22 protein-coding genes, 1 tRNA gene and 1 riboswitch are annotated in these 23,369 nt (G+C 61.4%); of the genes, 14 read left to right on the top strand and 9 right to left on the bottom strand.

The features are described from left to right. The first annotated feature begins 242 nt into the window (after nucleotides 1–242). A complete protein-coding gene (locus tag ACSQ2W_RS05200) occupies nucleotides 243–1,370 on the top strand; it encodes a biotin transporter BioY (protein WP_436085305.1) in 1,128 nt (375 codons plus the stop codon). A gap of 24 nt (nucleotides 1,371–1,394) precedes the next feature. Here ACSQ2W_RS05200 and ppk2 read toward each other — a convergent pair whose 3' ends face one another. Further along, the gene (gene ppk2, locus ACSQ2W_RS05195; protein ID WP_436085304.1) at nucleotides 1,395–2,276 is read right to left on the bottom strand and encodes a polyphosphate kinase 2; all 882 of its coding nucleotides are present in this window, start codon (nucleotides 2,274–2,276) and stop codon (nucleotides 1,395–1,397) included. A gap of 147 nt (nucleotides 2,277–2,423) precedes the next feature. Here ppk2 and phoR point away from each other — a divergent pair, with 147 nt between their 5' ends. From phoR to phoB, 7 genes are all read left to right on the top strand, one after another. After that, nucleotides 2,424–3,662 carry a phosphate regulon sensor histidine kinase PhoR gene (phoR, locus tag ACSQ2W_RS05190; RefSeq protein WP_436087677.1) on the top strand — a complete coding sequence of 413 codons (1,239 nt, stop codon included), beginning with the start codon at nucleotides 2,424–2,426 and terminating at the stop codon, nucleotides 3,660–3,662. Between the two features lie 195 nt (nucleotides 3,663–3,857). Then, on the top strand, nucleotides 3,858–4,892 hold the full coding sequence (locus ACSQ2W_RS05185; RefSeq protein ID WP_436085303.1) for a substrate-binding domain-containing protein: 1,035 nt from the start codon (nucleotides 3,858–3,860) through the stop codon (nucleotides 4,890–4,892). Between the two features lie 99 nt (nucleotides 4,893–4,991). Further along, complete coding sequence (pstC, locus tag ACSQ2W_RS05180; RefSeq protein ID WP_436085302.1) at nucleotides 4,992–6,476, top strand: phosphate ABC transporter permease subunit PstC; 1,485 nt, start codon at nucleotides 4,992–4,994, stop codon at nucleotides 6,474–6,476. Further along, complete coding sequence (pstA, locus tag ACSQ2W_RS05175) at nucleotides 6,473–7,795, top strand: phosphate ABC transporter permease PstA (protein WP_436085301.1); 1,323 nt, start codon at nucleotides 6,473–6,475, stop codon at nucleotides 7,793–7,795. Before pstC ends, pstA begins: the two co-directional genes overlap by 4 nt. A gap of 12 nt (nucleotides 7,796–7,807) precedes the next feature. Next, entirely contained in the window at nucleotides 7,808–8,623 is an 816-nt protein-coding gene (gene pstB / locus ACSQ2W_RS05170; RefSeq protein ID WP_436085300.1) for a phosphate ABC transporter ATP-binding protein PstB, read from the top strand. Between the two features lie 78 nt (nucleotides 8,624–8,701). Next, nucleotides 8,702–9,412 (top strand): phosphate signaling complex protein PhoU, encoded by a 711-nt coding sequence (gene phoU, locus ACSQ2W_RS05165; protein ID WP_436085299.1) that lies wholly within the window; start codon nucleotides 8,702–8,704, stop codon nucleotides 9,410–9,412. Between the two features lie 117 nt (nucleotides 9,413–9,529). Beyond that, nucleotides 9,530–10,213, top strand: a complete 684-nt coding sequence (phoB, locus tag ACSQ2W_RS05160) for a phosphate regulon transcriptional regulator PhoB (protein WP_018324025.1) — start codon at nucleotides 9,530–9,532, stop codon at nucleotides 10,211–10,213. A 65-nt stretch (nucleotides 10,214–10,278) separates the two neighbouring features. On the opposite strand, the gene ACSQ2W_RS05155 is transcribed toward phoB, so the two are convergent. Beyond that, nucleotides 10,279–10,803, bottom strand: coding sequence for a GcrA family cell cycle regulator (locus ACSQ2W_RS05155; RefSeq protein ID WP_436085298.1), 525 nt, complete (start codon nucleotides 10,801–10,803; stop codon nucleotides 10,279–10,281). Between the two features lie 426 nt (nucleotides 10,804–11,229). On the opposite strand from ACSQ2W_RS05155, the gene ACSQ2W_RS05150 reads away from it, so the two are divergent. The 3 genes from ACSQ2W_RS05150 (at nucleotide 11,230) to ACSQ2W_RS05140 (ending at nucleotide 14,657) form a co-directional block, all read left to right on the top strand. Further along, nucleotides 11,230–12,429 (top strand): aspartate aminotransferase family protein, encoded by a 1,200-nt coding sequence (locus ACSQ2W_RS05150; protein ID WP_436085297.1) that lies wholly within the window; start codon nucleotides 11,230–11,232, stop codon nucleotides 12,427–12,429. Between the two features lie 47 nt (nucleotides 12,430–12,476). Continuing rightward, nucleotides 12,477–13,388, top strand: a complete 912-nt coding sequence (gene argF / locus ACSQ2W_RS05145) for an ornithine carbamoyltransferase (RefSeq protein WP_436085296.1) — start codon at nucleotides 12,477–12,479, stop codon at nucleotides 13,386–13,388. A 279-nt stretch (nucleotides 13,389–13,667) separates the two neighbouring features. Next, nucleotides 13,668–14,657 carry an Hsp33 family molecular chaperone gene (locus ACSQ2W_RS05140; RefSeq protein ID WP_436085295.1) on the top strand — a complete coding sequence of 330 codons (990 nt, stop codon included), beginning with the start codon at nucleotides 13,668–13,670 and terminating at the stop codon, nucleotides 14,655–14,657. Nucleotides 14,658–14,669: 12 nt separating this feature from the next. On the opposite strand, the gene apaG is transcribed toward ACSQ2W_RS05140, so the two are convergent. Together apaG and ACSQ2W_RS05130 are read right to left on the bottom strand one after the other, a co-directional pair. After that, nucleotides 14,670–15,062 (bottom strand): Co2+/Mg2+ efflux protein ApaG, encoded by a 393-nt coding sequence (gene apaG, locus ACSQ2W_RS05135; RefSeq protein ID WP_436085294.1) that lies wholly within the window; start codon nucleotides 15,060–15,062, stop codon nucleotides 14,670–14,672. A 225-nt stretch (nucleotides 15,063–15,287) separates the two neighbouring features. After that, nucleotides 15,288–16,472: an O-succinylhomoserine sulfhydrylase gene (locus ACSQ2W_RS05130; protein ID WP_436085293.1), complete on the bottom strand. Its 1,185-nt coding sequence runs from the start codon at nucleotides 16,470–16,472 to the stop codon at nucleotides 15,288–15,290. A 46-nt stretch (nucleotides 16,473–16,518) separates the two neighbouring features. Then, nucleotides 16,519–16,597, bottom strand: a riboswitch (SAM riboswitch). A 109-nt stretch (nucleotides 16,598–16,706) separates the two neighbouring features. On the opposite strand from ACSQ2W_RS05130, the gene ACSQ2W_RS05125 reads away from it, so the two are divergent. Beyond that, nucleotides 16,707–17,804 carry a 2'-deoxycytidine 5'-triphosphate deaminase gene (locus ACSQ2W_RS05125; protein WP_436085292.1) on the top strand — a complete coding sequence of 366 codons (1,098 nt, stop codon included), beginning with the start codon at nucleotides 16,707–16,709 and terminating at the stop codon, nucleotides 17,802–17,804. A gap of 68 nt (nucleotides 17,805–17,872) precedes the next feature. After that, nucleotides 17,873–17,946 (top strand) — tRNA-Gly (locus ACSQ2W_RS05120). A 239-nt stretch (nucleotides 17,947–18,185) separates the two neighbouring features. Here the strand turns inward: ACSQ2W_RS05120 and ACSQ2W_RS05115 are convergent. Then, complete coding sequence (locus ACSQ2W_RS05115) at nucleotides 18,186–20,081, bottom strand: glycosyltransferase family 2 protein (RefSeq protein ID WP_436085291.1); 1,896 nt, start codon at nucleotides 20,079–20,081, stop codon at nucleotides 18,186–18,188. 93 nt (nucleotides 20,082–20,174) lie between these two features. On the opposite strand from ACSQ2W_RS05115, the gene ACSQ2W_RS05110 reads away from it, so the two are divergent. Next, nucleotides 20,175–21,044 carry a transporter substrate-binding domain-containing protein gene (locus ACSQ2W_RS05110; RefSeq protein ID WP_436085290.1) on the top strand — a complete coding sequence of 290 codons (870 nt, stop codon included), beginning with the start codon at nucleotides 20,175–20,177 and terminating at the stop codon, nucleotides 21,042–21,044. Nucleotides 21,045–21,177: 133 nt separating this feature from the next. Here ACSQ2W_RS05110 and ACSQ2W_RS05105 read toward each other — a convergent pair whose 3' ends face one another. From ACSQ2W_RS05105 to ACSQ2W_RS05090, 4 genes are read right to left on the bottom strand one after another with little or no spacing between them, the layout of a single operon-like run. Then, complete coding sequence (locus tag ACSQ2W_RS05105) at nucleotides 21,178–21,588, bottom strand: tellurite resistance TerB family protein (protein ID WP_436085289.1); 411 nt, start codon at nucleotides 21,586–21,588, stop codon at nucleotides 21,178–21,180. A 52-nt stretch (nucleotides 21,589–21,640) separates the two neighbouring features. Beyond that, entirely contained in the window at nucleotides 21,641–22,459 is an 819-nt protein-coding gene (locus tag ACSQ2W_RS05100; protein WP_436085288.1) for a thermonuclease family protein, read from the bottom strand. Nucleotides 22,460–22,472: 13 nt separating this feature from the next. Continuing rightward, nucleotides 22,473–23,138, bottom strand: a complete 666-nt coding sequence (locus tag ACSQ2W_RS05095) for a S24 family peptidase (RefSeq protein ID WP_436082719.1) — start codon at nucleotides 23,136–23,138, stop codon at nucleotides 22,473–22,475. Beyond that, entirely contained in the window at nucleotides 23,125–23,361 is a 237-nt protein-coding gene (locus tag ACSQ2W_RS05090) for a hypothetical protein (RefSeq protein WP_436085287.1), read from the bottom strand. The genes ACSQ2W_RS05095 and ACSQ2W_RS05090 overlap by 14 nt, the downstream gene beginning before the upstream one ends. Nucleotides 23,362–23,369 lie beyond the last annotated feature (8 nt).

Genomic DNA, 23,369 nt, shown 5'->3' with positions numbered 1-23,369 from the left:
CGCGAGGCTTGCAGATCGCGGCGTCAACCGTTACCCAATTGTTAACACATCCAAAAGCGCGCCGGGTTTTACGGGAGCGATGGCCGCGACAACGGATGCTGTTGGAACCGGAGCGCTGCCGTGTCGTAACGTTTTCGGGGCGATGTTGATTGCATGTCTGCCCAGCTCCGGGCTTCGGCCCCAGCGCGACATGCCCTTGCGGAGCGACCGATGCCGGTCGTCTGCATCAAGAAGGACGGATAGTGAGCGGACTGGAAACTGCCATCAGACATGCGCTGGAGCGCTCCGAGCGGACGAATTCCGAAACGCGCGCACGCATCTACCAGTCGGCGCGAAACGCGCTAGAGGCCGGCCTCAGGAAGCAGGATGTGCACGATCCGGACGTGATCGCCAAGCAGCGCCACCGCCTTGAAGCGATCATTCATGCCATCGAAGTGGAGGAGCGCGCGGCGCTGAAGGCTGCATCCGTGGCGCCGGCAGTCCGTATGGATACGGGCAGCCGGGAGAGACATGCCCCCTCGCCGGAACTGGATGACGGCATCCAAAGGCCGCCGGAAAGGGGCGCCGGCGAAGCCGTTAGCCCCGTCGTTGACGGCGGCCTTGCCGGTCTGCGTCCTGACCGCCGCGAGGCAGGCCGCGCACCGGCCGCCGAACCGATCTCCGGCAAACGCGGCAAAGGCGCCAAGGTTGTCCCGCCAAAGCCCCGCCGGCGCAAACGCGGCAGTTTCCTGTCCTTCGTCATGGTCGTGACGACCCTCGTCGCCGCTTTCGGCACGGCGGCCTGGTGGGTGCAAACCAGCGGTCTTTTGAAATCGGCCACCGAGCGCGACACCAGCGTCGCCAATCCGCCCTCGACCGTGCGGTCCGAGGATTTCGACGGCGCAGAAGGGCTGAAGACGCTTGGAAGCGAGCAGGGCTTTTCCGGTGACTGGGCCGAGGTTTTCAAGCCCGCCGACGCCGCCAACGTCACGGCTGGAAGCCGCGCCTCGGCCGATCCGGTCAGCGACGAGAATGGGCAGCGCCTGCGCATCACCTCCGCGACGGCGGAAGCGGACGGCAATGTCCTCATCGAGATTCCGGTTTCTGTGCTTGGACAGATTTCCGGCAAGACGTCGACTGTAGCGCTCAGCGTCCAGGCGGATGCAGGCAAGCAGACCCAGTTCTCCGTCGAGTGCGATTTCTCCTCGCTCGGCGATTGTGGCCGCCATCGGTTCACGGTCAACGAGGAAAAGAGCGACATGTTGTTCAAGGTCACGTTCGATCGCAGCCTGGCGCCAAGCGCGCCCGGCCATATCCTGATCAACAGTGACGTGACCGGCGCCGGCAACAGCCTCAGCCTGTTCGCTGTCCGCATCCTTCCAGGGCAATGACCAGGGTATTTGCGAACGAAGCGGCTACTTCACGAAGCCCGACCCGAAGCCAAGGATTTTATTGTCAATCTCGCCGATCGCGCTTTTGTCCTTGCCGTCATAATCGAGCGTCGTCAGCATATGGCGAATAACGTTGAGGCGGGCGCGGCGCTTGTCGTTGGCGCGCACGACCGTCCAGGGCGCATGCTCTGTATGGGTTTCCTTGAGCATTGTGTCGCGCGCATCGGTGTAGCGATCCCATTTCGTCAGCGCGGCGATATCCATCGGCGAGAGCTTCCAGACCTTCAGCGGGTCGTGGCGGCGGTCGTGAAACCGCTTCAGCTGCATCTCGCGGCCGATATCCAGCCAGAATTTGAAGAAATGAATGCCGTCGCCGGTGATCAGCTTCTCGAACGGCGGCGTCTGTTTGAGAAAGTGCGCATGCTGCTCCGGCGTGCAGAAGCCCATGACCGGCTCGACGCCGCCGCGGTTGTACCAGGAGCGGTCGAACATCACGAATTCGCCAGCCGCTGGCAGATGCGTGACATAGCGCTGATAGTACCATTGGCCCCTTTCCGTTTCTGTCGGCTTTGTCAGGGCGACGATGCGGGCGGAGCGCGGGTTCATGAAGGCGTGCGTGGCATGGATTGCGCCGCCTTTTCCGGCCGCATCGCGCCCTTCGAAGATCGCCACGACACGTCGGCCGGTCGCCTGCAGCCAGAATTGCACCTTGACGAGTTCGATCTGCAGTTTCTCCAGCGTCCGATCGAAAGTGTCGGCATCGAGCTTTTTGTCATACGGGAAGTCGCCTGAAGCGAGTGCTTCCTTGTCGATCCAGTCCGGAAGCGCAGCATTGTCGATATCGAAGACATGTGCCTTGCCGTTGACCGTGAGTTCGACCGGCTGATTTTTTTCGATTCCTGCCATGATTGAGTCCGCCCTGCTTCATTGTGCGGCCGCTCGCCGATTTCATGGGAAGAGGCCACAATTGAATTGCGAATTCAAGCATGCCGTGAAAATCATTGTCATGAACCTCCGATATCACCGGTTGATTGCATACCGGTAAGAGAGAGCATCTTGGAAGAAACAAAAACAGTTTGGGAGCGCCTCAAGGACAGGGCCCGCGCCGAAAAATGGATTATCGGCCTGTCGACCGTCGTCACGGCCGCGCTTATTCTATCCGGCATTCACATGATCGCCGCGTTGTTGTTCTGGCTTGTGTGGATGACGGCGTTGTTCAACCGCTCGGCAAACCCCACGCCGGCCATGCCCGTGGTTCAGGCTGCGGTCGAAGAGACCGATCTCGGCATGCTTGCAGCCTCCTTCAACGCGCTCGACACGCCGATCCTGGTGGTCGCGCCCGATGAGACCGTGGTACTGCAGAACCATGCGGCCGAAAAGGCTTTCGGTACCATTCCGGCAAAGACCGACCTTTCTGCACGGGTTCGCTCGCCTGGCATTCTCGACATGGTTCGCGAGACGATCGTCACCGGCAAGGCGAACCAGATCGAACATTCCGAGCGTTTTCCGTCGGAATCGGTCTATATCGTGCGCGTCGCTCCGGCCGAACTCGGATCTCTGAAGGAAAGGCTCTATATCCTGTCCTATCGCGACATATCGCAGGCGCGCCGCATCGACCGGATGCGCTCCGATTTCGTTGCCAATGCCAGCCATGAACTGAGGACGCCACTCGCCTCGCTGCGCGGCTTCATCGAAACCCTGCAGGGGCCTGCGCGCAACGACCCCAAGGCGCATGAGAAATTCCTCGGTATCATGCACGAGCAGGCGACGCGGATGAGCCGCCTTGTCGATGATCTGCTGTCGCTGTCGCGGCTGGAACTCAAATCCCACATCGCGCCGGACGAGGCGGTCGATCTCGCCCCGCTGCTCGGTCATGTGCGCGATGCGCTGTCGCCGCTGGCAGAGGATGTCGGTGTGGAGATTTCGCTGGTGGTGCCGGATGATCCCGTCGTCGTTCAGGGCGATCGCGACGAACTGACCGAAGTTTTCGAGAATCTGATCGAAAACGCCTGCAAATATGGTCAGGAGGGGAAAAAGGTCGAAGTGACCCTCTCCGGTGGTGGCGACGCGCCGGCCGAAGTTTCCGTCCGCGACTATGGGCCGGGTATCCCGGCCGAGCACGTACCTCGTATTACCGAACGATTCTACCGGGTTAACGTAGAGGCCAGCCGGTCAAAGAAAGGCACGGGTCTCGGACTTGCCATCGTCAAGCATATTCTTACCCGGCACCGCGCCAGATTGCTTGTGCAATCGGAAGTCGGCAAGGGCACAGTGTTTACCGTGAGATTTTGACACAAACGTTTCGTCTGAAAAGGCACAATTCAAAAAAACATTAATTATTTCAGAGCCATAAGCTGTCACAAATGTTTCGTGAAATTGACATAAAAGGTGAGGCCATCGGGCGCTAACTAGGGCGGCCGATCGATACGGCGAAAGCGAGCGCTGATGAAAAGCGCACCCACACAAGCCCATACTGGGAGAATTCTGATGAAAGCCTTGAAACTCACTGTTGCAGCCATGGTTGCATCTGCCGCTTTTGCCGGCGTTGCGATTGCGCGCGACCAGATCCAGGTAGCCGGTTCCTCGACCGTTCTGCCTTACGCAAAGATCGTCGCTGAAACCTTCGGTGAAACTTTCCCCGACTTCAAGACCCCGATCGTTGAATCGGGCGGCACCGGCGGCGGCCTGAAGGAATTCTGCAAGGGTGTTGGCCCGGACACGATCGACATCGCCAACGCTTCGCGCAAGATCAAGGACAGCGAACTCGAGACCTGCAAGGCAGCCGGCGTTACCGAGATCCAGGAAGTCAAGATCGGTTATGACGGCATCGTCTTTGCGACCGACGCCGGCAATGCCGAGCTGAAGCTGGTTCCGAAGGACCTCTACCTCGCTCTGGCTGCCGAAATCGTCGTCGACGGCAAGCTCGCTGCCAACCCTTACAAGAAGTGGTCCGAAGTCAACAAGGACCTTCCGGACGTTGAAATCGCTGCTTACATCCCGGGCGAAAAGCACGGCACCCGCGAAGTCTTCGAAGAGAAGATCCTGGCTGCCGGCTGCAAGGATGCCGGCGCCAAGGACGTCATCAAGGGCCTCATCGCCGATGAGAAGGCCGCTGCCAAGGCTTGCGTCGCAGTTCGCAAGGATGGTCTGGCTGTCGACATCGACGGCGACTATACGGAAACGCTTGCCCGCATCGCGTCCAACAAGAACGGCATCGGCGTCTTCGGTCTGGCCTTCTTTGAAAACAACGCTGACAAGCTGAAGGTCGCAACCGTCAACGGCATCGCTCCGTCGGTCGAGACGATCGCTTCCGGCGAATATCCGGTTTCCCGCCCGCTGTTCTTCTACGTCAAGAAGGCGCATCTCGGCGTGATCCCGGGCCTCAAGGAATATGTCGAGTTCTTCCTTGACGACCAGATGATCGGCCCGGACAGCCCGCTCGCCGCCTACGGCCTGGTTTCGGCCCCGGACGCTGAGCGCGAAGAAGGCCGCAAGGCTTTCGCAGCCGGCAACATGCTCTAATCGACTGAGCAATATCCGGCACGGCAAATTTTGCCGTGCCGGACCTCCCGAGTTCGGATTTGCCGGTTTTCAATGATTGGAGGCCGGGGGGACATGTCAATGAACACATCACTTCTCTTTTTGCTTGTTTTGATTATCGGCTTTGCGGCCTTTCTCGCCGGGCGTGCCCGGGCAATTGCCACCACGAACGGCAAGCTTTCTGTCCTTCATTCTCTTCCCGGATATCACGGCACCTACGCGGCTATCTGTGCGATCATCCCGGCGGCGATTGTTCTTGGCGTCTGGGCCATTGCAGCACCCGCCTATATCGACAGCAGCGTCCGCAGCGCGCTTCCGGAAGCGGTGCTCAGCCAGGGCGCGGCGACCACCGAACTCGCACTCGGCCAGGTAAAGTCTGTCGCCAACGGTTTGAAGCTGCTGGATGACGCGGAATTGGCCGCGCTCAACAACGGCTCCGCCGATTTGCGCGACGTGCTGGCGGCAAAGGGTGTTCCGCTCGCCGGCGACGGCGAATCCTACATGATCAAATCCGCCACCCAGTTCAATGCAATGATCTCGACAAGCCGCATCGTCATGGCGGTCGTGGTTCTCCTGATCTCGGTTGCCGGCGCCATCTTCGCGCTGCGCGGCATTTCCGCCCCCTTCCGTGCTCGCAACCAGGTCGAGCGCGTCATGCTCTGGACTCTGATGCTTGCCTCGTCGATCGCGATCCTGACGACGATCGGCATCGTCGGCTCGATGCTGTCGGAAGCGATCCGCTTCTTCAATTCGGTCTCGCCGGCCAGTTTCTTCTTCGGCACGGTCTGGGACCCGCGTTTCGCCGCCGCCGGCAGCGAGGCGACGCAGGGCCAGTTCGGCCTCTTGCCGCTCCTCGCAGGCACGCTCTATATCGCTTTCGTCGCCATGCTGTTTGCAGTGCCGATCGGCCTCTTCGCGGCGATCTATATGTCCGAATATGCCCGCCCGGCGATCCGCTCGACGGCCAAGCCGCTGCTCGAGATCCTCGCCGGTATCCCGACGATCGTCTACGGCTTCTTCGCCCTGGTCACGGTCGGCCCGTTCCTGCGCGATATTTCCGCCCAGCTGAACGGGCTCGTCACCGGCAACTACGTCTCCTTCATTCAGGCGCAGAGCGTGCTGACGGCCGGCATCGTCATGGGCATCATGCTGATCCCGTTCGTGTCCTCACTTTCCGATGACATCATCACCCAGGTGCCGCGTGCCCTGCGCGACGGTTCGCTCGGGCTGGGCGCCACCCGGTCGGAAACGATCAAGAAGGTCGTTCTGCCGGCAGCGCTCCCGGGCATCGTCGGCGCGTTGCTCCTGACCGCATCGCGTGCCGTCGGTGAAACCATGATCGTGGTGCTTGCCGCCGGTGTTGCCGCGCGCATGCAGCTCAATCCCTTCGAGGCGATGACGACGGTGACCGTCAAGATCGTCAATCAGCTGACCGGCGACCTCGAGTTCAACTCGCCGCAGACGCTGGTGGCTTTCGCGCTTGGCATCACGCTGTTTTGCATCACGCTCGGCCTCAACATCTATGCACTCTACATTGTGCGCAAATATCGGGAACAGTACGAATGACCGAGATCGTTTCCTCTTCGTCCCCCGCCTTCGTGCGCCCCGCTGTAGCCAGACGCGATATCGGCATCAAGCGCCGCTACGCCGCCGAACGCCGCTTCCGTGCCTATGGCGTGGCGGCGATCCTCACCGGCCTATTCTTCCTGTTCGTCCTTCTCTGGACGGTCGTTTCGAACGGCTACACGGCCTTCCAGCAGACGACGATCACGTTGCCGATCGAGTTCGCCGAAAAGGTCATCGATCCGAAGAACGAGCGAGCGACAAAGCCGGCCAAGCTGATGACGGCCAACTATCCGCTGCTGGTGCGCGACGCCCTCGTCAAGGCACTGAGCATTGACCCGGCCAACCGCGCCCTGGTCAAAAAGGCAACGGACATGGTTTCGGCCAGTGCCCGCACCCAACTGCGCGACATCGTCATTGCCAATCCGTCGGTAATCGGCACCACGGTGAACGTGCCGCTGCTGGCCGAAGGCAATATCGACAGTGCCAACAAGGGCCAGATCGACCTCAAGGTCGATGAAACCAAGCGCAAGGTCAACGACCAGCAGATCGCCTGGATGAAGACGCTCACCGATAGCGGTGCCCTGACGAAGGACTTCAACACCGGCATCTTCACCTTCGGCGCCTCCAGCCGCCCGGAAGCGGCAGGCATCGGTGTGGCAGCCCTCGGCTCGCTCTACATGATGCTGATCGTGCTTGTGTTGGCGCTGCCGATCGGCGTCGCCGCGTCCATCTACCTCGAAGAGTTCGCGCCAAAAAACCGGCTGACGGACCTCATTGAGGTCAACATCAACAATCTCGCCGCCGTCCCCTCGATCGTCTACGGTCTGCTTGGCCTGTCGATCTTCATCAACTTCGCCGGCATGCCGCGCTCGGCAGCGCTGGTCGGCGGCCTGGTGCTGACGCTGATGACCCTTCCGACGATCATCATCGCCACGCGCGCGGCGCTGAAGGCCGTGCCGCCCTCGATCCGCGCGGCTGCCCTCGGCCTCGGCGCCTCGAAGATGCAGACCGTCTTCCACCACGTGCTGCCGCTCGCCATGCCAGGCGTGCTGACGGGCACGATCATCGGTCTGGCGCACGCGCTCGGCGAAACGGCGCCGCTGCTGCTGATCGGCATGGTGGCCTTCGTCGTCGATTTTCCCGGCTCGCCGATGGACCCGTCTACCGCATTGCCCGTGCAGATCTACATGTGGGCCAATGAAGCCGAACGTGCATTTGTCGAACGGACCTCGGGCGCGATCATCATTCTGTTGATTTTCCTTGTGGTTATGAACCTTGGCGCAATCCTGTTGCGGCGTCGCTTTGAGCGTCGCTGGTAGTGAGGTAAGAACATGAACATGATGTCAGAAGCAGCAGTTGAAAAGGCGCTTGACCAGAAAATGAACACTGTTCCCTTCAAGATGATCGGCAAGGACGTGTCGGTCTATTACGGCGAGAAGCGCGCTCTTTTCGACGTGAACCTCAACGTTCGTGAAAACACAGTCACGGCTCTGATCGGCCCGTCCGGCTGCGGCAAGTCGACCTTCCTGCGCACGCTGAACCGCATGAACGATACGATCGACAACTGCCGGGTCACCGGCAAGATCACGCTCGACGAGGAGGATATCTACGATCCGACCATCGACGTGGTCGAACTGCGGGCACGCGTCGGCATGGTGTTCCAGAAGCCGAACCCGTTCCCGAAGTCGATCTACGAGAATGTTTCCTATGGCCCGAAAATCCATGGCCTGGCGCGCTCCAAGGCCGAATTCGACCAGATCGTCGAAACCAGCCTGCATAAGGCAGGTCTGTGGAACGAGGTGAAGGATCGTCTGCATGAGCCGGGCACCGGTCTCTCCGGCGGTCAGCAGCAGCGTCTGTGCATTGCGCGCGCCGTCGCCGTCAGCCCGGAAGTGATCCTGATGGACGAACCCTGCTCGGCTCTGGACCCGATTGCGACCGCCAAGGTCGAGGAACTGATTCACGAACTGCGCACCAACTTCACCATCGTCATCGTTACCCACTCGATGCAGCAGGCAGCGCGCGTTTCGCAGCGCACCGCCATGTTCCATCTCGGCAATCTCGTCGAGGAAAACGACACCGACAAGATGTTCACCAATCCGGATGACCAGCGCACCCAGGATTACATCATGGGCCGCTTCGGCTGACGCCATGCCTTGCCGCTTTCCCATGTGGCGAGCGCGGCGCGCTTGGAACCGGGACCATGAACACAAGGAAAAACGATCATGTCCACGCACATTGCTTCCGTCTATGACGAAGATCTCAAATACCTGAACCGGCGCATCTCCGAGATGGGCGGCCTTGCCGAGCAGATGGTCGCCGAATCCGTGCGGGCACTGGTCAATGCCGACCTGGCGCTCGCCCAGAAGGTCATCTCCGACGACGCCATCATGGATGAGGCCGAACGCCAGATCGGCGAGAAGGTGATCGTCACCATCGCAAGACGCCAGCCGGTCGCATCCGACCTGCGCGAACTGATGGGCTCCATCCGTATTGCTGCCGATCTTGAGCGTGTCGGCGATCTCGGGAAGAACACGGCCAAGCGGGTGATCGCCGTTTCGAGCGCCAGCTTGCCGCGGCAGCTGGCTCGCGGGCTGGAGCACCTGGCCGAACTCGCGCTGATGCAGCTGAAGGAAGTGCTCGACGTCTATGCGTCGCGGTCGCCGGAAAAGGCCAACAGCATCCGTGAGCGGGACAACGAAATCGATGCGATCTACACGTCGCTGTTTCGCGAGCTCCTGACCTACATGATGGAAGATCCGCGCAACATCACGCCGTGCACGCATCTTCTGTTCTGCGCCAAGAATATCGAACGCATCGGCGACCATGCGACAAATGTCGCCGAAACGATCTATTACATGGCGACCGGCTCCCAGCCTGTCGGGGAACGTCCGAAGGACGATACCGCCAACACCGTCGGCGCGATCGGCAACTGATCGCCGCGCCGGATCGGAAATAGGTAAGTGAAATCTAGGCATTTGACTGCCCGACGGCTTTCGGGCCGCCGGACGAGCCCTTGCAATGAGGGCAAGGCGTCAAGGAGTTGAGACCGCATGCTGCCAAGAATTGCCGTTGTCGAAGACGAGGAGGCGCTCAGCGTTCTCCTGCGTTACAATCTTGAGGCCGAAGGCTTTGAAGTCGATACGATCAACCGCGGCGACGAAGCGGAAATCCGGCTGCAGGAGCGCCTGCCGGATCTCCTGATCCTCGATTGGATGCTGCCGGGCGTCTCCGGCATCGAGTTGTGCCGCAGGCTTCGTCAACGCTCCGAAACCGAGCGCCTGCCGATCATCATGCTGACGGCGCGCGGTGAAGAGAGCGAGCGGGTCCGCGGGCTTGCCACGGGCGCTGACGACTATGTGGTCAAGCCGTTCTCGACGCCGGAGCTGATGGCGCGGGTGAAGGCGATGCTGCGGCGCGCGAAGCCGGAAGTGCTGTCGACGCTGCTGAAATGCGGCGATATCGAGCTTGACCGTGAAACCCACCGCGTTCACCGCAAGACCCGCGAGGTCCGCCTCGGGCCGACGGAGTTCCGGCTCCTGGAATTCTTCATGGCCTCGCCCGGCCGCGTCTTTTCGCGCTCGCAGCTGCTGGATGGCGTCTGGGGCCACGACATCTATGTCGACGAGCGCACGGTCGACGTTCATGTCGGCCGCCTGCGCAAGGCGCTGAACTTCTCCAACATGCAGGATGTGATCCGCACCGTGCGCGGCGCCGGCTATTCCCTGGAAAGCTGACCGCATATGAGTGAAACATGAAAATGGGGCCGGCCCCTTTTTCATGTTCAGTTGTTCGCGGCGTCTCAGCGAGCCCGGCGGCGCTCGCCAGAGGGCTGGTAAGCCAGCTTTGCGTGGAAGGTGCAGTAGGGCGATGTATCCGGCGAGTCATTGCCGCAGAAATGGAACTCTTCCTTCATAGGATCGCCGATCGGCCACTTGCAGGTGCGGTCCGTGAGCTGCGTCAGCACCAGGCGGCGGGACATCGGCACGACCACGTTGCCGACCGGTGCGACGTCCTGGTCCTCGATGGCGTCGATTTCCACCTGTTCCTTCATGACGGTGGCGCCCGTGGTGCGTGTCACGGTGCGGGTGGTGACGCGCGCAGCGTAGTTCGGCGCGCGCGGTGCGGATGTCGCCGGACGCTTGGCGCGGGCGGTGGTTGCCGTGCTGCCGCCGGCCTTGGCACGGCCGGGCAGGCAAAGCCGGTGCACCTTGCCGATGACCGCGTTTCGGCTGACGCCGCCGAGCTGCGCGGCGATCTGGCTCGCGCTCAATCCTTCTGACCACAACTTCTTGAGTTTCTCGACCCGCTCGTCAGTCCAGTTCATGGTCTTTTCTCCATTCACAGCGTTGGTGATGGTCGAATCCTCCACCGTACCCCGGACGAACTCCGAGGCTGAAACGCGATAACTCTTTTGGTGACTAGGTCCGCCGCATGCGTTCTAGTAATTAATTGTTAAGGTAGAGGTAGGGGGACTCGCTGACAAGAGTCCCCGGAATCCGAGCGAATCGATTTTCGAGTTTTCCCCAACTTGCTTGGCATGCGTGGCATTTTTGCAAGAGCGTACGGTCAAAAAAATCGATGTCGCGCTGGCGGCGTGAATTGCCGCAAATTACCGGCTTTTGTTGACATTGCGGTGCGAAATGAAGATAGTGATTTTGCCGCCGCGAGGCGGCATTTTGATTTTTTAAGGGCTGACCTCAGTCCGAGCTGAGCCGAAACAATCACCGTGATGATTGAGGAGACATGCGCCATGGCCGATGCCACGCCGCTTTATGACACATATGCCCGCGCCCCCTTGCGGTTCGAGCGCGGCGAAGGCGTCTGGCTGGTTGCGGAGGATGGCACGCGCTATCTCGATTTTGCCGCCGGTGTCGCGGTCAATTCGCTCGGCCATGCCCATCCGCACCTCGTTTCGGCGCTGAAGGAGCAGGCGGACAAGGTCTGGCACCTCTCCAATCTCTATGAGGTCCCCGGACAGGAAAGCCTGAGCCGCCGGCTGACTGAAGCCACCTTTGCCGACAAGGTATTCTTCACCAATTCGGGTGCGGAAGCACTGGAATGCGCGATCAAGACCGCGCGGCGCTATCACTTCTCCAAGGGGCATCCGGAAAAGTTCCACATCATTACCTTCGAAGGCGCCTTTCACGGCCGGACGCTGGCGACCATCGCGGCCGGCGGTCAGGCAAAGTATCTCGAGGGTTTCGGTCCGAAGGCCCCGGGTTTCTATCAGGTTCCGTTCAACGACATGACGGCGCTGAAAGCGGCCATCACGGAGGAAACCGCCGCGATCCTGATCGAGCCGATCCAGGGCGAGGGTGGCATCCGCACGGTACCGAAGGAATTCCTGCAGGAAGTGCGCTCGCTGTGCGACGAATACGGCCTGCTTCTGATCCTCGATGAGGTCCAGTGCGGCATCGGCCGGACCGGCAAGCTGTTTGCCTATGAATGGGCAGGTCTCACGCCCGATATCATGGCGGTCGCCAAGGGGATCGGCGGCGGTTTCCCGCTCGGCGCCTGCCTTGCGACAGCGGATGCGGCTTCCGGCATGGTCGCCGGAACGCATGGATCGACCTATGGCGGCAACCCGCTGGCAATGGCTGTCGGCAACGCGGTTCTCGATGTTGTATTGGCTGATGGTTTCCTGCAGCATGTCCGCGATGTGGCGCTGGTTTTCCGCCAGGGCCTCGCTTCGCTTGCCGATCGTTTCCCCGATGTCATCGAGGAAATTCGCGGCGAGGGCCTGATGCTCGGCATAAAGGCCAAGGTACCGTCCGCAGACCTGCTCAAGGCGATCCGCGCCGAGCGGCTTCTGGCCGTGCCTGCGGGTGAAAACGTCATCCGCCTGCTGCCGCCGCTGGTAACGACGGCCGAGGAAGCTCGCGAAGGCTTGGCGCGGCTCGAGCGGGCGGCCGAACAGCTGACGGCGGAACGACGAAAGGCCTCGGCCTGAACGACGTTCCCCCTTCCCATGCTGAAAACACAGGACTTTGAATAGAAATGGCCAGACACTTTCTCGATCTTTCTGCCATGACGGCAGGCGATCTGCGGGCGATCATCGAAGACGCCCGCGTCCGCAAGGCTGCCACCAAGGCCGGCACGGCCGAAAAGCCGCTTGCCGGCAAGATGTTGGCGATGATCTTCGAGAAGCCATCGACCCGCACGCGCGTATCCTTCGATGTCGGCATGCGCCAGCTCGGCGGCGAGACGCTGTTCCTCTCCGGCACCGAAATGCAGCTCGGCCGCGCCGAAACCATCGGCGACACGGCCAAGGTGCTGTCGCGTTATGTCGATGCCATCATGATCCGCACGACCGATCACACCCGCCTGCTCGAACTTGCCGAGCACGCAACCGTGCCGGTGATCAACGGCCTGACGGACACGACACACCCCTGCCAGATCATGGCCGACATCATGACCTTCGAGGAGCATGCGGGCCCGGTGAAGGGCAAGACCATTGCCTGGACCGGCGACGGCAACAACGTGTTGCATTCCTTCGTCGAAGGGTCCGCCCGTTTCGGCTATCGGATGAACATGGCCGTTCCTCTTGGTTCCGAGCCGGACGACAAGATCCTCAACTGGGCCCGCGACAATGGCGGCGACATCAAGCTCTATCACGACGCCGATCAGGCGGTTGTCGGCGCCCATTGCGTGGTGACCGACACCTGGGTGTCGATGAACCAGGAACACCGGGCGCGCGGTCACAACGTCTTCCAGCCCTTCCAGGTCAATGCGGAGCTGATGGCGAAGGCCGAAAAGGACGCGCTGTTCATGCATTGCCTGCCTGCCCATCGCGGCGAGGAGGTGACGGACGACGTGATTGACGGCAAGCAGTCAGTGGTCTTCGATGAGGCGGAAAATCGCCTGCATGCGCAGAAATCGGTTCTCGCCTGGTGCCTTGGCGCGCTTTGACGAGCGCTTTATCGCGCATATTGAAAACGGGACCGTGGCACACGATCTATGCTGCAATTGGATGACCGGCGGGTAGCTCAGCCTCCGTGCCGGTCATTCGCGTTCAGAACATCCTCCGTTCTCCTGTCTTAAGCGGGAACGAGAAGCGCAAACAGCCGTTTTTTCAGTGACGATCTGGACAAAACGGACCTGCGCAGGATCAATAGGAGCATCGGTCATCGGCTCGCCAAAGGTTCCGCCTTTGCGGCTTGTCGATGACTGAGGCCAAGGAGCAGAGTGATGACGGAAGCAGACCCGGGCCTCGGCCAGTTTGATTTTGCCGGCGACGATCATGTCGTGCCGTTTCAGGTGGAGGGCCTCGACGTGCGCGGCCGTGCCGTCCAGCTCGGCCCGATGCTCGATGCCATTCTCGAACGTCACAATTATCCGCTGCCGGTCGCCCGTCTCGTTGCCGAAACGGTGGTGCTGACGGTGCTGCTCGGCACCTCGCTGAAATTCGAAGGCAAGCTGATCGTCCAGACGAAAAGCAATGGCCCGGTCGACCTGGTCGTCGCCGATTTCTCGACGCCGGACCGGGTGCGCGCCTATGCCCGCTACGACGAGGAAGCCCTGTCGCGCGCCGAAGAAAACGGCCTGACCAAACCGGAGCATCTGCTGGGCGAAGGCATTCTCGCCTTCACCATCGACCAGGGCGCCCATACACAGCGCTATCAGGGCATCGTACCGCTCGATGGCGCCTCGCTGGAGGAGATCGCCGGCGTCTATTTCCGCCAGTCGGAACAGATCCCAACCAAGGTGCGTCTTGGTGTCGCTGAGTTGCTCGACCGCGATGAAAACGGCCAGCCGCGGCATCGCTGGAGGGCTGGCGGCATGGTCGCCCAGTTCCTGCCGGAAGCGCCGGAGCGCATGCGTCAGGCGGATCTTCACGGGGGGGATGGCGACAACGGCGAGCATGCCTTTGCGGTCGACGATCTCTGGGGCGAGGCGAGCGTCATGGTGCAGACCATCGACGCAGACGAACTGACCGATCCGACGGTCGGAACCGAGCGGTTGCTCTACCGGCTGTTCCATGAGCGCGGCGTCAAGGTCTATCCGCCCCAGGCGGTTTACGACAAGTGCGGCTGCTCGCGGGAGAAACTCCGCGACGTGCTGGCAAGTCTGAGCCAGGAGGATCTTGATCACGCGGCGCAGGACGGAATGGTTTCGGTCACATGCGAGTTCTGCTCGACGACCTATCGTTTCGAGGCAACGGAAGTGAAGCCGCAGTAAAAAGCTGCGGCCCTAGTTCAAGGTCCTAGCCTGTCCGGGGGAGTCCAGCGAAAAGGCGGGAATGTCGACCGTGAAGGTATCGCCCTCCGTCGTTTCCATCGAATAGTGGCCGAACATCACGCCTGACGGTGTATCGAGCGGGCAGCCCGACGAATATTCATAGGTATCGCCGGGATTGAGAACCGGCTGCTCGCCGATGACGCCCGGGCCATTGACTTCGTCGACCTGGCCGTTTTCGTCGGTGATGTGCCAGTAACGGGTCATCAGCCGCACAGTCTTGCCGGAAAAGTTGGAAATCAGGATGCGGTAGCCCCAGACATAACGGCTGTCCTCCGGATCGGACTGCTCCTCCAGATAGTAAGGCTCTACGGTCACCTCGATATCGCGAGTTAGCGCGCGGTACATATGCAAACCCTTTTCAAGTCTATGGGCGATATTCTACAGCAAGATGGTTTCGTCAAGAATAATGGACAGCGTAAACTGTTAGGATAGGGCACAGCATGCTCGACGGTCGCTTCGGGAAGCGGCTCGATCGCGCAGGCAGGGCGAGCGAGTTTCAGACTGAAACGCAGGCGTAGAAAAACGCCCGCGTCCGGCCGGACACGGGCGTTCGAAGCAATAAGCTGAAAATCAGGCCTTTACGGATTTCAGCGCGCGAGCGAAATCCTCGATCAGGTCTTCGCTGTCCTCGATGCCGGCGGAGAAGCGCACGGTACCGGGCGAAATGCCGAGCTCCGTGCGGGCTTCGTCCGACAGGTTCTTGTGCGTCGTCGTCGCCGGATGGGTGATCAGGCTCTTGGAATCACCGAGATTGTTGGAGATCAGCACGACGTCGAGCGCGTTCTGCAGTGCGAAAGCGGCTTCCTTTCCGCCCTTCAGTTCGAAGCAGACCAGCGTCGAACCGCCCTTCATCTGCCGGGCGATGATATCGGCCTGCGGATGATCCTTGCGGCCCGGATAGATCACGCGGGCGACCTCAGGCTGCTCGGCAAGGAAGTCGGCAACGCGCGCGGCATTCTCGCTCTGCTGGCGCACGCGCAAGGGCAGGGTCTCGATGCCCTTCAGCAGCGTCCAGGCGTTAAACGGCGACAGCGCCGGGCCGGTATGGCGGAAATAGTCGTGCAGGTGCTCGTTGATCCATTCCTTGTCGGAGAGGATCATGCCGCCGAGGCAGCGGCCCTGGCCGTCGATATGTTTGGTGGCGGAATAGACGACGATATGGGCGCCGAGTTCCAGCGGCTTCTGCAGGAGCGGTGTCGCAAAGACGTTGTCGACCACGACTTTGGCGCCAATCGCATTGGCGATCTTGGCGACGCCAGCGATGTCGACCACTTCCAGCGTCGGATTGGTCGGGCTCTCGAGAAAGAACACCTTGGTGTTCGGCTTGACCGCCTTCTCCCAGTTTTCGAGGAAACGCCCGTCGATCAGCGTGCATTCGATGCCATATTTCGGCGCCAGCGTCTCCACCACCCAGCGGCAGGAACCGAAGAGGGCGCGGGCCGCGACGATATGGTCACCGGCCTTGAGCTGGCAGAGAATGGCGGCCGAAACCGCGGCCATTCCGGATGCCGTGGCGCGGGCATCCTCGGCCCCTTCCAGCATGCACATGCGTTGCTCGAACATGTCGTTGGTCGGGCTGCCGTAACGGGCGTAGATGAAGCCGTCGGTCTCGCCCTTGAAGCGCGCCTCGGCGGCTTCCGAGCTTTCGTAGACAAAGCCCTGGGTCAGGAAAATGGCTTCGGAGGTTTCGCCGTGGTTGGAACGAGTCGTGCCGCCATGAACGAGCTTTGTTGCCGGGCGCCAGTTTTTGCTCATCGGATCGTCGCTTTCACAAACAAAAAAACCGGCCGCAAAAAGCAAGCCGGTTTCGAACCCGGCCTTTTTAGCTATTTGTTTAACGTGGCTGCAAGCCGACCGGCCAAATCACCACGGGATAAGTCCGTATTTACTGACTAGCCGCGCTTGCGTCAATTCCCGGGAACAAGAAGATATGTCACGAGGACAATTTGGTTTATGACGTGCCGTTTGCGGCAAAAAGGGAAAATGGGAATGACGAGGGCCACGGGCATTCTAGCCGATCGCGCCATTGCAGCGCTGTTTGATGCGGGGCGGCTGAAAAGTGAGGCCAAGCTGGATGTCGATCAGATCCAGCCGGCAAGCCTCGATCTGCGTCTGGGCTCGAAAGCCTTTCGCGTCCGCGCCAGCTTCATGCCCGGTCCAAGCCATCTGGTGGCCGACAAGCTCGACCGGCTGAAGCTGCATGTCATCGATCTCTCCGAAGGGGCCGTGCTCGAGACCGGCTGCGTCTATATCGTGCCGCTGATGGAAAGCCTCGACCTGCCCGCCGACATGTCGGCCTCGGCCAATCCGAAGAGCTCGACCGGCCGCCTCGACATCTTCACCCGCGTCATCACCGATCGCGCCCAGGAGTTCGACAAGATCCCCGCCGGCTATTCCGGCCCGCTCTATCTCGAAATCAGCCCACGCACCTTCCCGGTGATCGTGCGCCGCGGCTCGCGCCTGTCGCAGATCCGCTTCCGCGTCGGCCACGCATTGCTTAGCGAGGCTGAGGTTTTGGCTCTGCACGAAAGCGATGTGCTGGTCGCAAGCGAAAAGCCGAACGTCTCCGGCGGTGGTATTGCGCTTTCCATCGACCTCAAGGGCACCGGCGCCGACGGCCTGATCGGCTATCGCGGCAAACACCACACCGCCGTCGTCGATGTCGACAAGAAGGCCGAGCACGGCATCTTCGATTTCTGGGAGCCGCTCTACAGCCGCGGCCGCGACGAGCTGATCCTCGATCCCGATGAGTTCTACATCCTCGTCTCGCGCGAAGCGGTGCACGTGCCGCCGCTCTATGCCGCCGAAATGACGCCGTTCGATCCTCTGGTCGGAGAATTCCGTGTCCACTACGCCGGCTTCTTCGACCCCGGCTTCGGCCACGCCTTTGCCGGCGGAACGGGCAGCCGCGCCGTTCTCGAAGTCCGCAGCCACGAGGTTCCGTTCATCCTGGAGCATGGTCAGATCGTCGGTCGTCTGGTCTATGAGTACATGATGGAGCGGCCGGAAGGCCTCTATGGTCTCGGTCTCGGCTCCAACTACCAGGCGCAGGGCCTGAAGCTCTCCAAGCATTTTCGCGCGGAATAAATAGGCGCGGTAAAATCGGATGCCACCTTGACAGCCGGCGGCGCTTGGTGAAAACCTCGTAAGTGGTTGCGGGTATGATGTAGTGGTAGCTTGTCAGCTTCCCAAGCTGATCGTGCGGGTTCGATTCCCGCTACCCGCTCCACCTTGTTTCTCAGGGCTCTGTGAACAATGGGATGGCCGGCTCCACAGCCGGTTTGGAACTGTCTGATCTCATCGATCTTATGTGGCGTTAGCGGTGACTCGCTCCGAGGCTCGCGATGAAGTGCGTGCCGCGCAGGTTGTGAAAATGCGGATTTCGGTTGGATGGGCTAGTTTTGCTGCGTTGCAGCAAAGGCCATTAGACGGTATTAAACGGCGTCAAAGCTGCCCGGTGCGGGTTCGCTATGGTTCGTTGACCGGAACATGCGGTGTCTTGTTCCAGGAGAACGGATTGGTCTGGAGCTCAAGCAGTGCGCTCCAGGCTGCGAGCGACATGATCAGCCAGTAGAACGGCACGCACGCCCAGCGCATTCCGACGGCACGCCTTTCCCCGATCCCCATACGGTTGCGCCCGAGCGCAATGAAGACGGCGTAGCTGCCGAAGAGATTGACGATATCGCAGAGGAACAGCCAGAATGCCAGCGAACCGTCCACGTGCGTGCTGTGCTGAAACATCAGCCATGTCAGATAGAGGAGAAACCCGATGATGATGGGGTGGCAGAGCGACGACACGAGCATGCCCGCGATCAGGATCTGAAAGACCGCAAAGGACGGCCAGCCCGTTTCCCTACAGAACTGCGCAGGTTTGCGCATCAGCACCAGCCAGGTCTGCAGCCAGCCCTTGAACCAGCGCGTCCGCTGGCCGAGCCAGACCGGCAGCGTCACCGGCGCCTCCTCGAAGGTGGGTTTGAAGATCACGCGCGAGCGATAGCCGAGACGATGCAGGCGCAGGCCGAGGTCTGCATCCTCGGTCATATTGTACGGGTCCCAGCCGCCGATCAGCCGCAGCTGCGCAGTCCGGAAGTGATTGGATGTCCCGCCGAGCGGCAGCGGCAGCCCGGTCAGCGATAGCATCGGCAGCAGCCCGCGAAACAACCCGGCATATTCCACCGCAAATAGCGCGCTCAGCCAGGATTGCCGCGCATTGGTGACGATCAGCGGCGCCTGCAGGCAGATGACGCGCTCGGGCGCTGCCATGAACGCGGCATGGGCCTCGCGCAGTTGGCCCGGATGGGGCCGGTCTTCGGCATCATAGACTGTGACGAAGGTGCCGCGGGCGCCGGGCAGGGCATAGCTCAGAGCCTTCGGCTTGGTGCGCGGCAGATGCACGGGCACGATCACGATCTCATATTCGGGCGCGAGCGGCAGGGCGCGCAATGCCGCGATCGTTTCCGCGTCATCCTCTTCGCAGATCAGCTTGATATCGAGTCGCGAGCGTGGCCAGTCGAGGCGGTCTAACGCCTCGATCAACTGGGCGGCGACGCTTTTTTCCTTGTAGAGCGCAACCAGTACCGAATAGACGGGCACAGGCCCGGCCGGCCCGGCCTCCGCGCGCGCTTTTGGTGTGGAGCGCTCCTGCAGAAAGGCACAGCCGAGCGCGTAGAGCCGCACGGAAAAATTGGCCAGATAGAACAGCGTCAGCACGATATGCAGGATCAACAGGCTGATAATTGGCAGCGTGATGACGGCCCCGATCAGCGTGCAGAGCATGATACCGGCATAAAATCCCTGTTTCCCCCAGAAGGTGATGCGGGCGCTGTGAAGCGGGGTCGTTTCGAACAGCGCTCGCGTTGTCGCATTCACCCGGCGCAGGCGCCCAGCCTGCCAGGCGGCGTTGCGCACGACGGAAGGGGTCGACACGGCGAGCGACTGGCGCAGCGTCGGTGTGCGTTCAAGAAGCGCCGCCGTCTCCTCCAGCCGGGAGAGCGAAGGAACGATCACGGTGATCGGCGGCCGGCTTGCATGATGAACGCGCAGCATCTCCGGCCGTATGATCTGCGTATCCAGCCCCGCAATATCTTGCACCCGGTTCGGGTCGATGCCGGGCACGAAGTCGAGCCCGAGTCGTTCGGCAAGCGCTTCAAAATAAATGGCTTCATTGATCTCGCCGGAGGCGAGAAGTTCCTCCTCGACAGTGGTTCCGTGCTCTTCGGCCAGCAGCATAGCCTGCGCAATCAAGGGTTTGCCGATGCCCATCTGCAGCAACAGACGGCCTTGCCGTTTCAAAGCCAGCGAGAATAGCTGCGCCGTTGCGGCAGGCGGCGTTCGCCTGGCCGGCGCCTCATTTGCAGTAGCCATTCCGGAATTGTCCGGATATTCTCCGAGACGCATCAAAACCCCGCTGCCGCACGCGCGGCAATATCCCCTGTATCAACCCTGGGAATGATCATAGTGGTACACGCGTTCCGTGCATTCCTAAAATTCTGTGGGTTTTTCACGCTTTGCGTGCTGACGATTGCATCTTTTTCGGCCCTTTCGCGCGCCGCCGGCGTCCACGACCTGCCTTTGTTGTTTGACGCGCGCGAGCGGATCGCGAAACCGGACTTGAGCGGTCTGGCGCGACTGCGCTTTTTGACGACGGTGGATTTTCCGCCGTTCAATTTCATCGATCAGTCAGGCAAGCTTTCAGGCTTCCATGTCGATCTGGTGCGGGAAATCTGCCGGGAACTGGAGATCGAGGCCAAATGCCAGATCCAGGCCGTGACGTTTGCCGAACTGCAGCCCGCGCTCGAAGACGGGCAGGGAGAGGCAATTGTCGCAGGGATCGGCGTCAGTCCCGAGCTTCGCCAGCGCTTCGCCTTTTCCCGCGCCTTCATGAAGCCGCCGGCCCGGTTCGCGGCCAATCGGCGGGCCATTGGCGGCGATCTTTCGGTGGGCGCGCTTGGCAGCAGGCCGGTCGGTGCGGTGTCGGGAACCACGCACGAAGCGATGCTGAAGGCGTTTTTCCCGACGTTCGAGGTCAAGTCATTTCCGACCCGCGACGCCATGCTTGCGGCGCTGAAGGAGGGGACGGTTGCCGTGGTCTTCGCCGATGGCATGCAACTGTCCTTCTGGACGGCAGGCAGCGATGCTGCCAATTGCTGCACGCTCCTCGACGGCGCCTATTTCTCGCAGCGTTTTCTGGGGGAGGGCCTTGCGATCATGAACCGCAAGGGTGATACGGCGCTCACGCAGGCGATTGATCACGCTCTGCTTGAACTCTCCCGCAAGGGCCGGCTCAACGAAATCTATCTGCGGTATTTCCCCGCCGGCATCTATTGATCGCGACCCCTCCACGCCTTTCGAAACGGCAGGAGCAGCGACCAGAAAAGCCGCGCCGGCAGGGATAGGTTGAAAGCATCAGTTATATGGAGAGATTGAACCGGCAATCCCAGGCGGTTTCTTCGCCGACCCCTTATCTGCGGAAGCGGGCAATGGCGCTGCGCTCGATGGCGGCACAGGTGAGCTTGTCGAGATCCAGCCGGTCGCGCAGAAGCTGCAGCAGCCGGATTTCCTCGTTTCGGATGGAATGGTCGGCGGCGGCAAGCTCTACGGCGACGGCGTAAGCCGTATCGTAGAGGCGGGGAGGGAGCGCCTCCCGTACCACCTCAAGCGCGATATCCAGCCCTTCGGGCCCGTCGAGGAGAGCGCCGCATTCCCGCGCCACATGCACCAGCCGGTCATCGTCGAAGCCGTCGAAGACCGGCAGGAAGCGGGCAAGCCGGCCAATGCGTTCCAGTTCGCCATCGGTCATGGCCTTGTCGACCGCCGACATCATCACCATGACATAGATGAGAGCTTCCTGAGGGCTGAGGTGTTCGGGCATGACATATCCGTGCTGCTGGGACTGGCAAAGAGGTATGGACTGGCGCTGCTTCTTACAAGTCCGGCTCGAGCGTATCGGCGTCGGTTTGCAGTCCCCCAGGCACCGCGGTTTCATCAAGCGGCACCGGGGTCGCGCTCAAATCCCGGGGATCGTCACCGAAAAAGCCGAGACGGGATCTCTTTGCCGCTTCCACCTTGTCCTCGAGCGGCGATCCAGCCTTGGCTTCCGCCCAGCCGTTTTCGGCGAGCCAGGCTGCAGGATCGGTGCTGTTGACGGTGCAGGTGGTGGTCAGGGTGCCCTCCCAGCCGTTTTTCGGCACGTCGCATAAAAGCGCGCGCGCCCTGAGGAAATTGCGGAATGCGGTACGCGCCACGACGCCGCAGGGCCAGCTCTTCCCGTTAGCCTCGCAGGTCCGCCCGGCCGTCTGCGCGATGAGCCCGTCAAGCTGCAGCAGGCGGTCGCCGTCGAACTGGATAAGACCCGCCGACAGGGCGACCGGGTGGCGAAGGACGGACGGAATGGGTTCCGGTTTCGCCACGGGATCGGACAGGGCCTTGCGGGCCTCGATCCGCTCGGGCGGCTTTGCCGTCACCTCCGGCAAGCCGAATTGTTCCGGCGCGATGTCACGCACGGATTTGCCCTCGGGGTCGGCCGTGCTGCTTTCCGCGGGATCGATCGGCACGGCCTCGTCACTGTCCGTTTCCGCCTCACCCAAATCGGGCACATCGCTCAGGTCCGGCGTCTCGAGCGTGAATTCGGGGGCTGCAGCGTTTTGCCGTCCCTGAATGACCGATGCGCCGTTTTGCAGAAGCGCGGCCGTCACAAAAATGCCGAGCAATCCGCCGGCGGCGGTGGTGAGGTGCCGCTTCATGAGGAAAACTGTCCTATTGGCTCGCCCAGATGATACGGGCTATCCACTCGACTTCGCTGAGCTCGAATGTGCGGTTGGCATGCTCCGGGTTGAGCGAAAGCAACTCGATGCTGCGCGCGGTCTGGCGCACCAGCACCTTGGCCATGACCTCGCCCTCGGTCGTCTTCACCACGACGCGGTCGCCGCGGCGGATCTGGGCGCCGGGTTCGACGATCAGCACGTCGCCGTCGCGGTAGAGCGGCAGCATGCTGTCGCCCTGGATTTCCAGCGCATAGACGCCGGCCTTGGCGCCGGGTGCGGCCGGAAATTCGACCACGTCCCAGCCCTGGCCGGCCGGAAAGCCGCCATCGTCGAAAAAGCCGCCGGCACCGGCCTGGGCGAAGCCGAGCAGGGGGATAGAGCCTGTTTGCGGCGGAAACGCGCCTTCAGGCAAGGAGCCGGACGCCGGTCCGGGGCGCAGGAATTCCATAAACTGTGTGATCGTCGAGCCGGTGGCATCGAGAATCTTGGCGATCGATTCCGTCGAAGGCCAGCGCTCGCGCCCGTCAGCGGAGTGCCGCTTGGATTTGTTGAACGACGTCGGATCGAGCCCAGCCCGCCGGGCAAGACCCGAAGGCGATAGCTGGTGACGCTCGGCGAGCGCATCGATTGCGCCCCAGATCCGGTCATGTGAAAACATCGTTGCGCATCCTGCAGGCGTGAAGCGTGACGCTTTCTTCTGCTGTTGGCTTCTTGCCGTTCGGCAGGAACATTAGCGAAAATGCGCCCTTTAGTAAAGCGCGCAAGGAAAATAATCCTGCAATCTGAACGTCACTTTCGAACCGGTCAATCGAATGCCGTGCGGCACCTGATTGAAGGGCGCGCCCGTATTCATAATCCGGCCTGCCGGTCGCGCGCGACAAACCTCGAG

This window comes from Pararhizobium sp. LjRoot255 (assembly GCF_964252905.1).
GTDB lineage: Bacteria > Pseudomonadota > Alphaproteobacteria > Rhizobiales > Rhizobiaceae > Pararhizobium.
The sequence above is the reverse complement of the archived record's forward strand: the minus strand, read 5'-3'. Positions and strand labels throughout refer to the sequence as shown.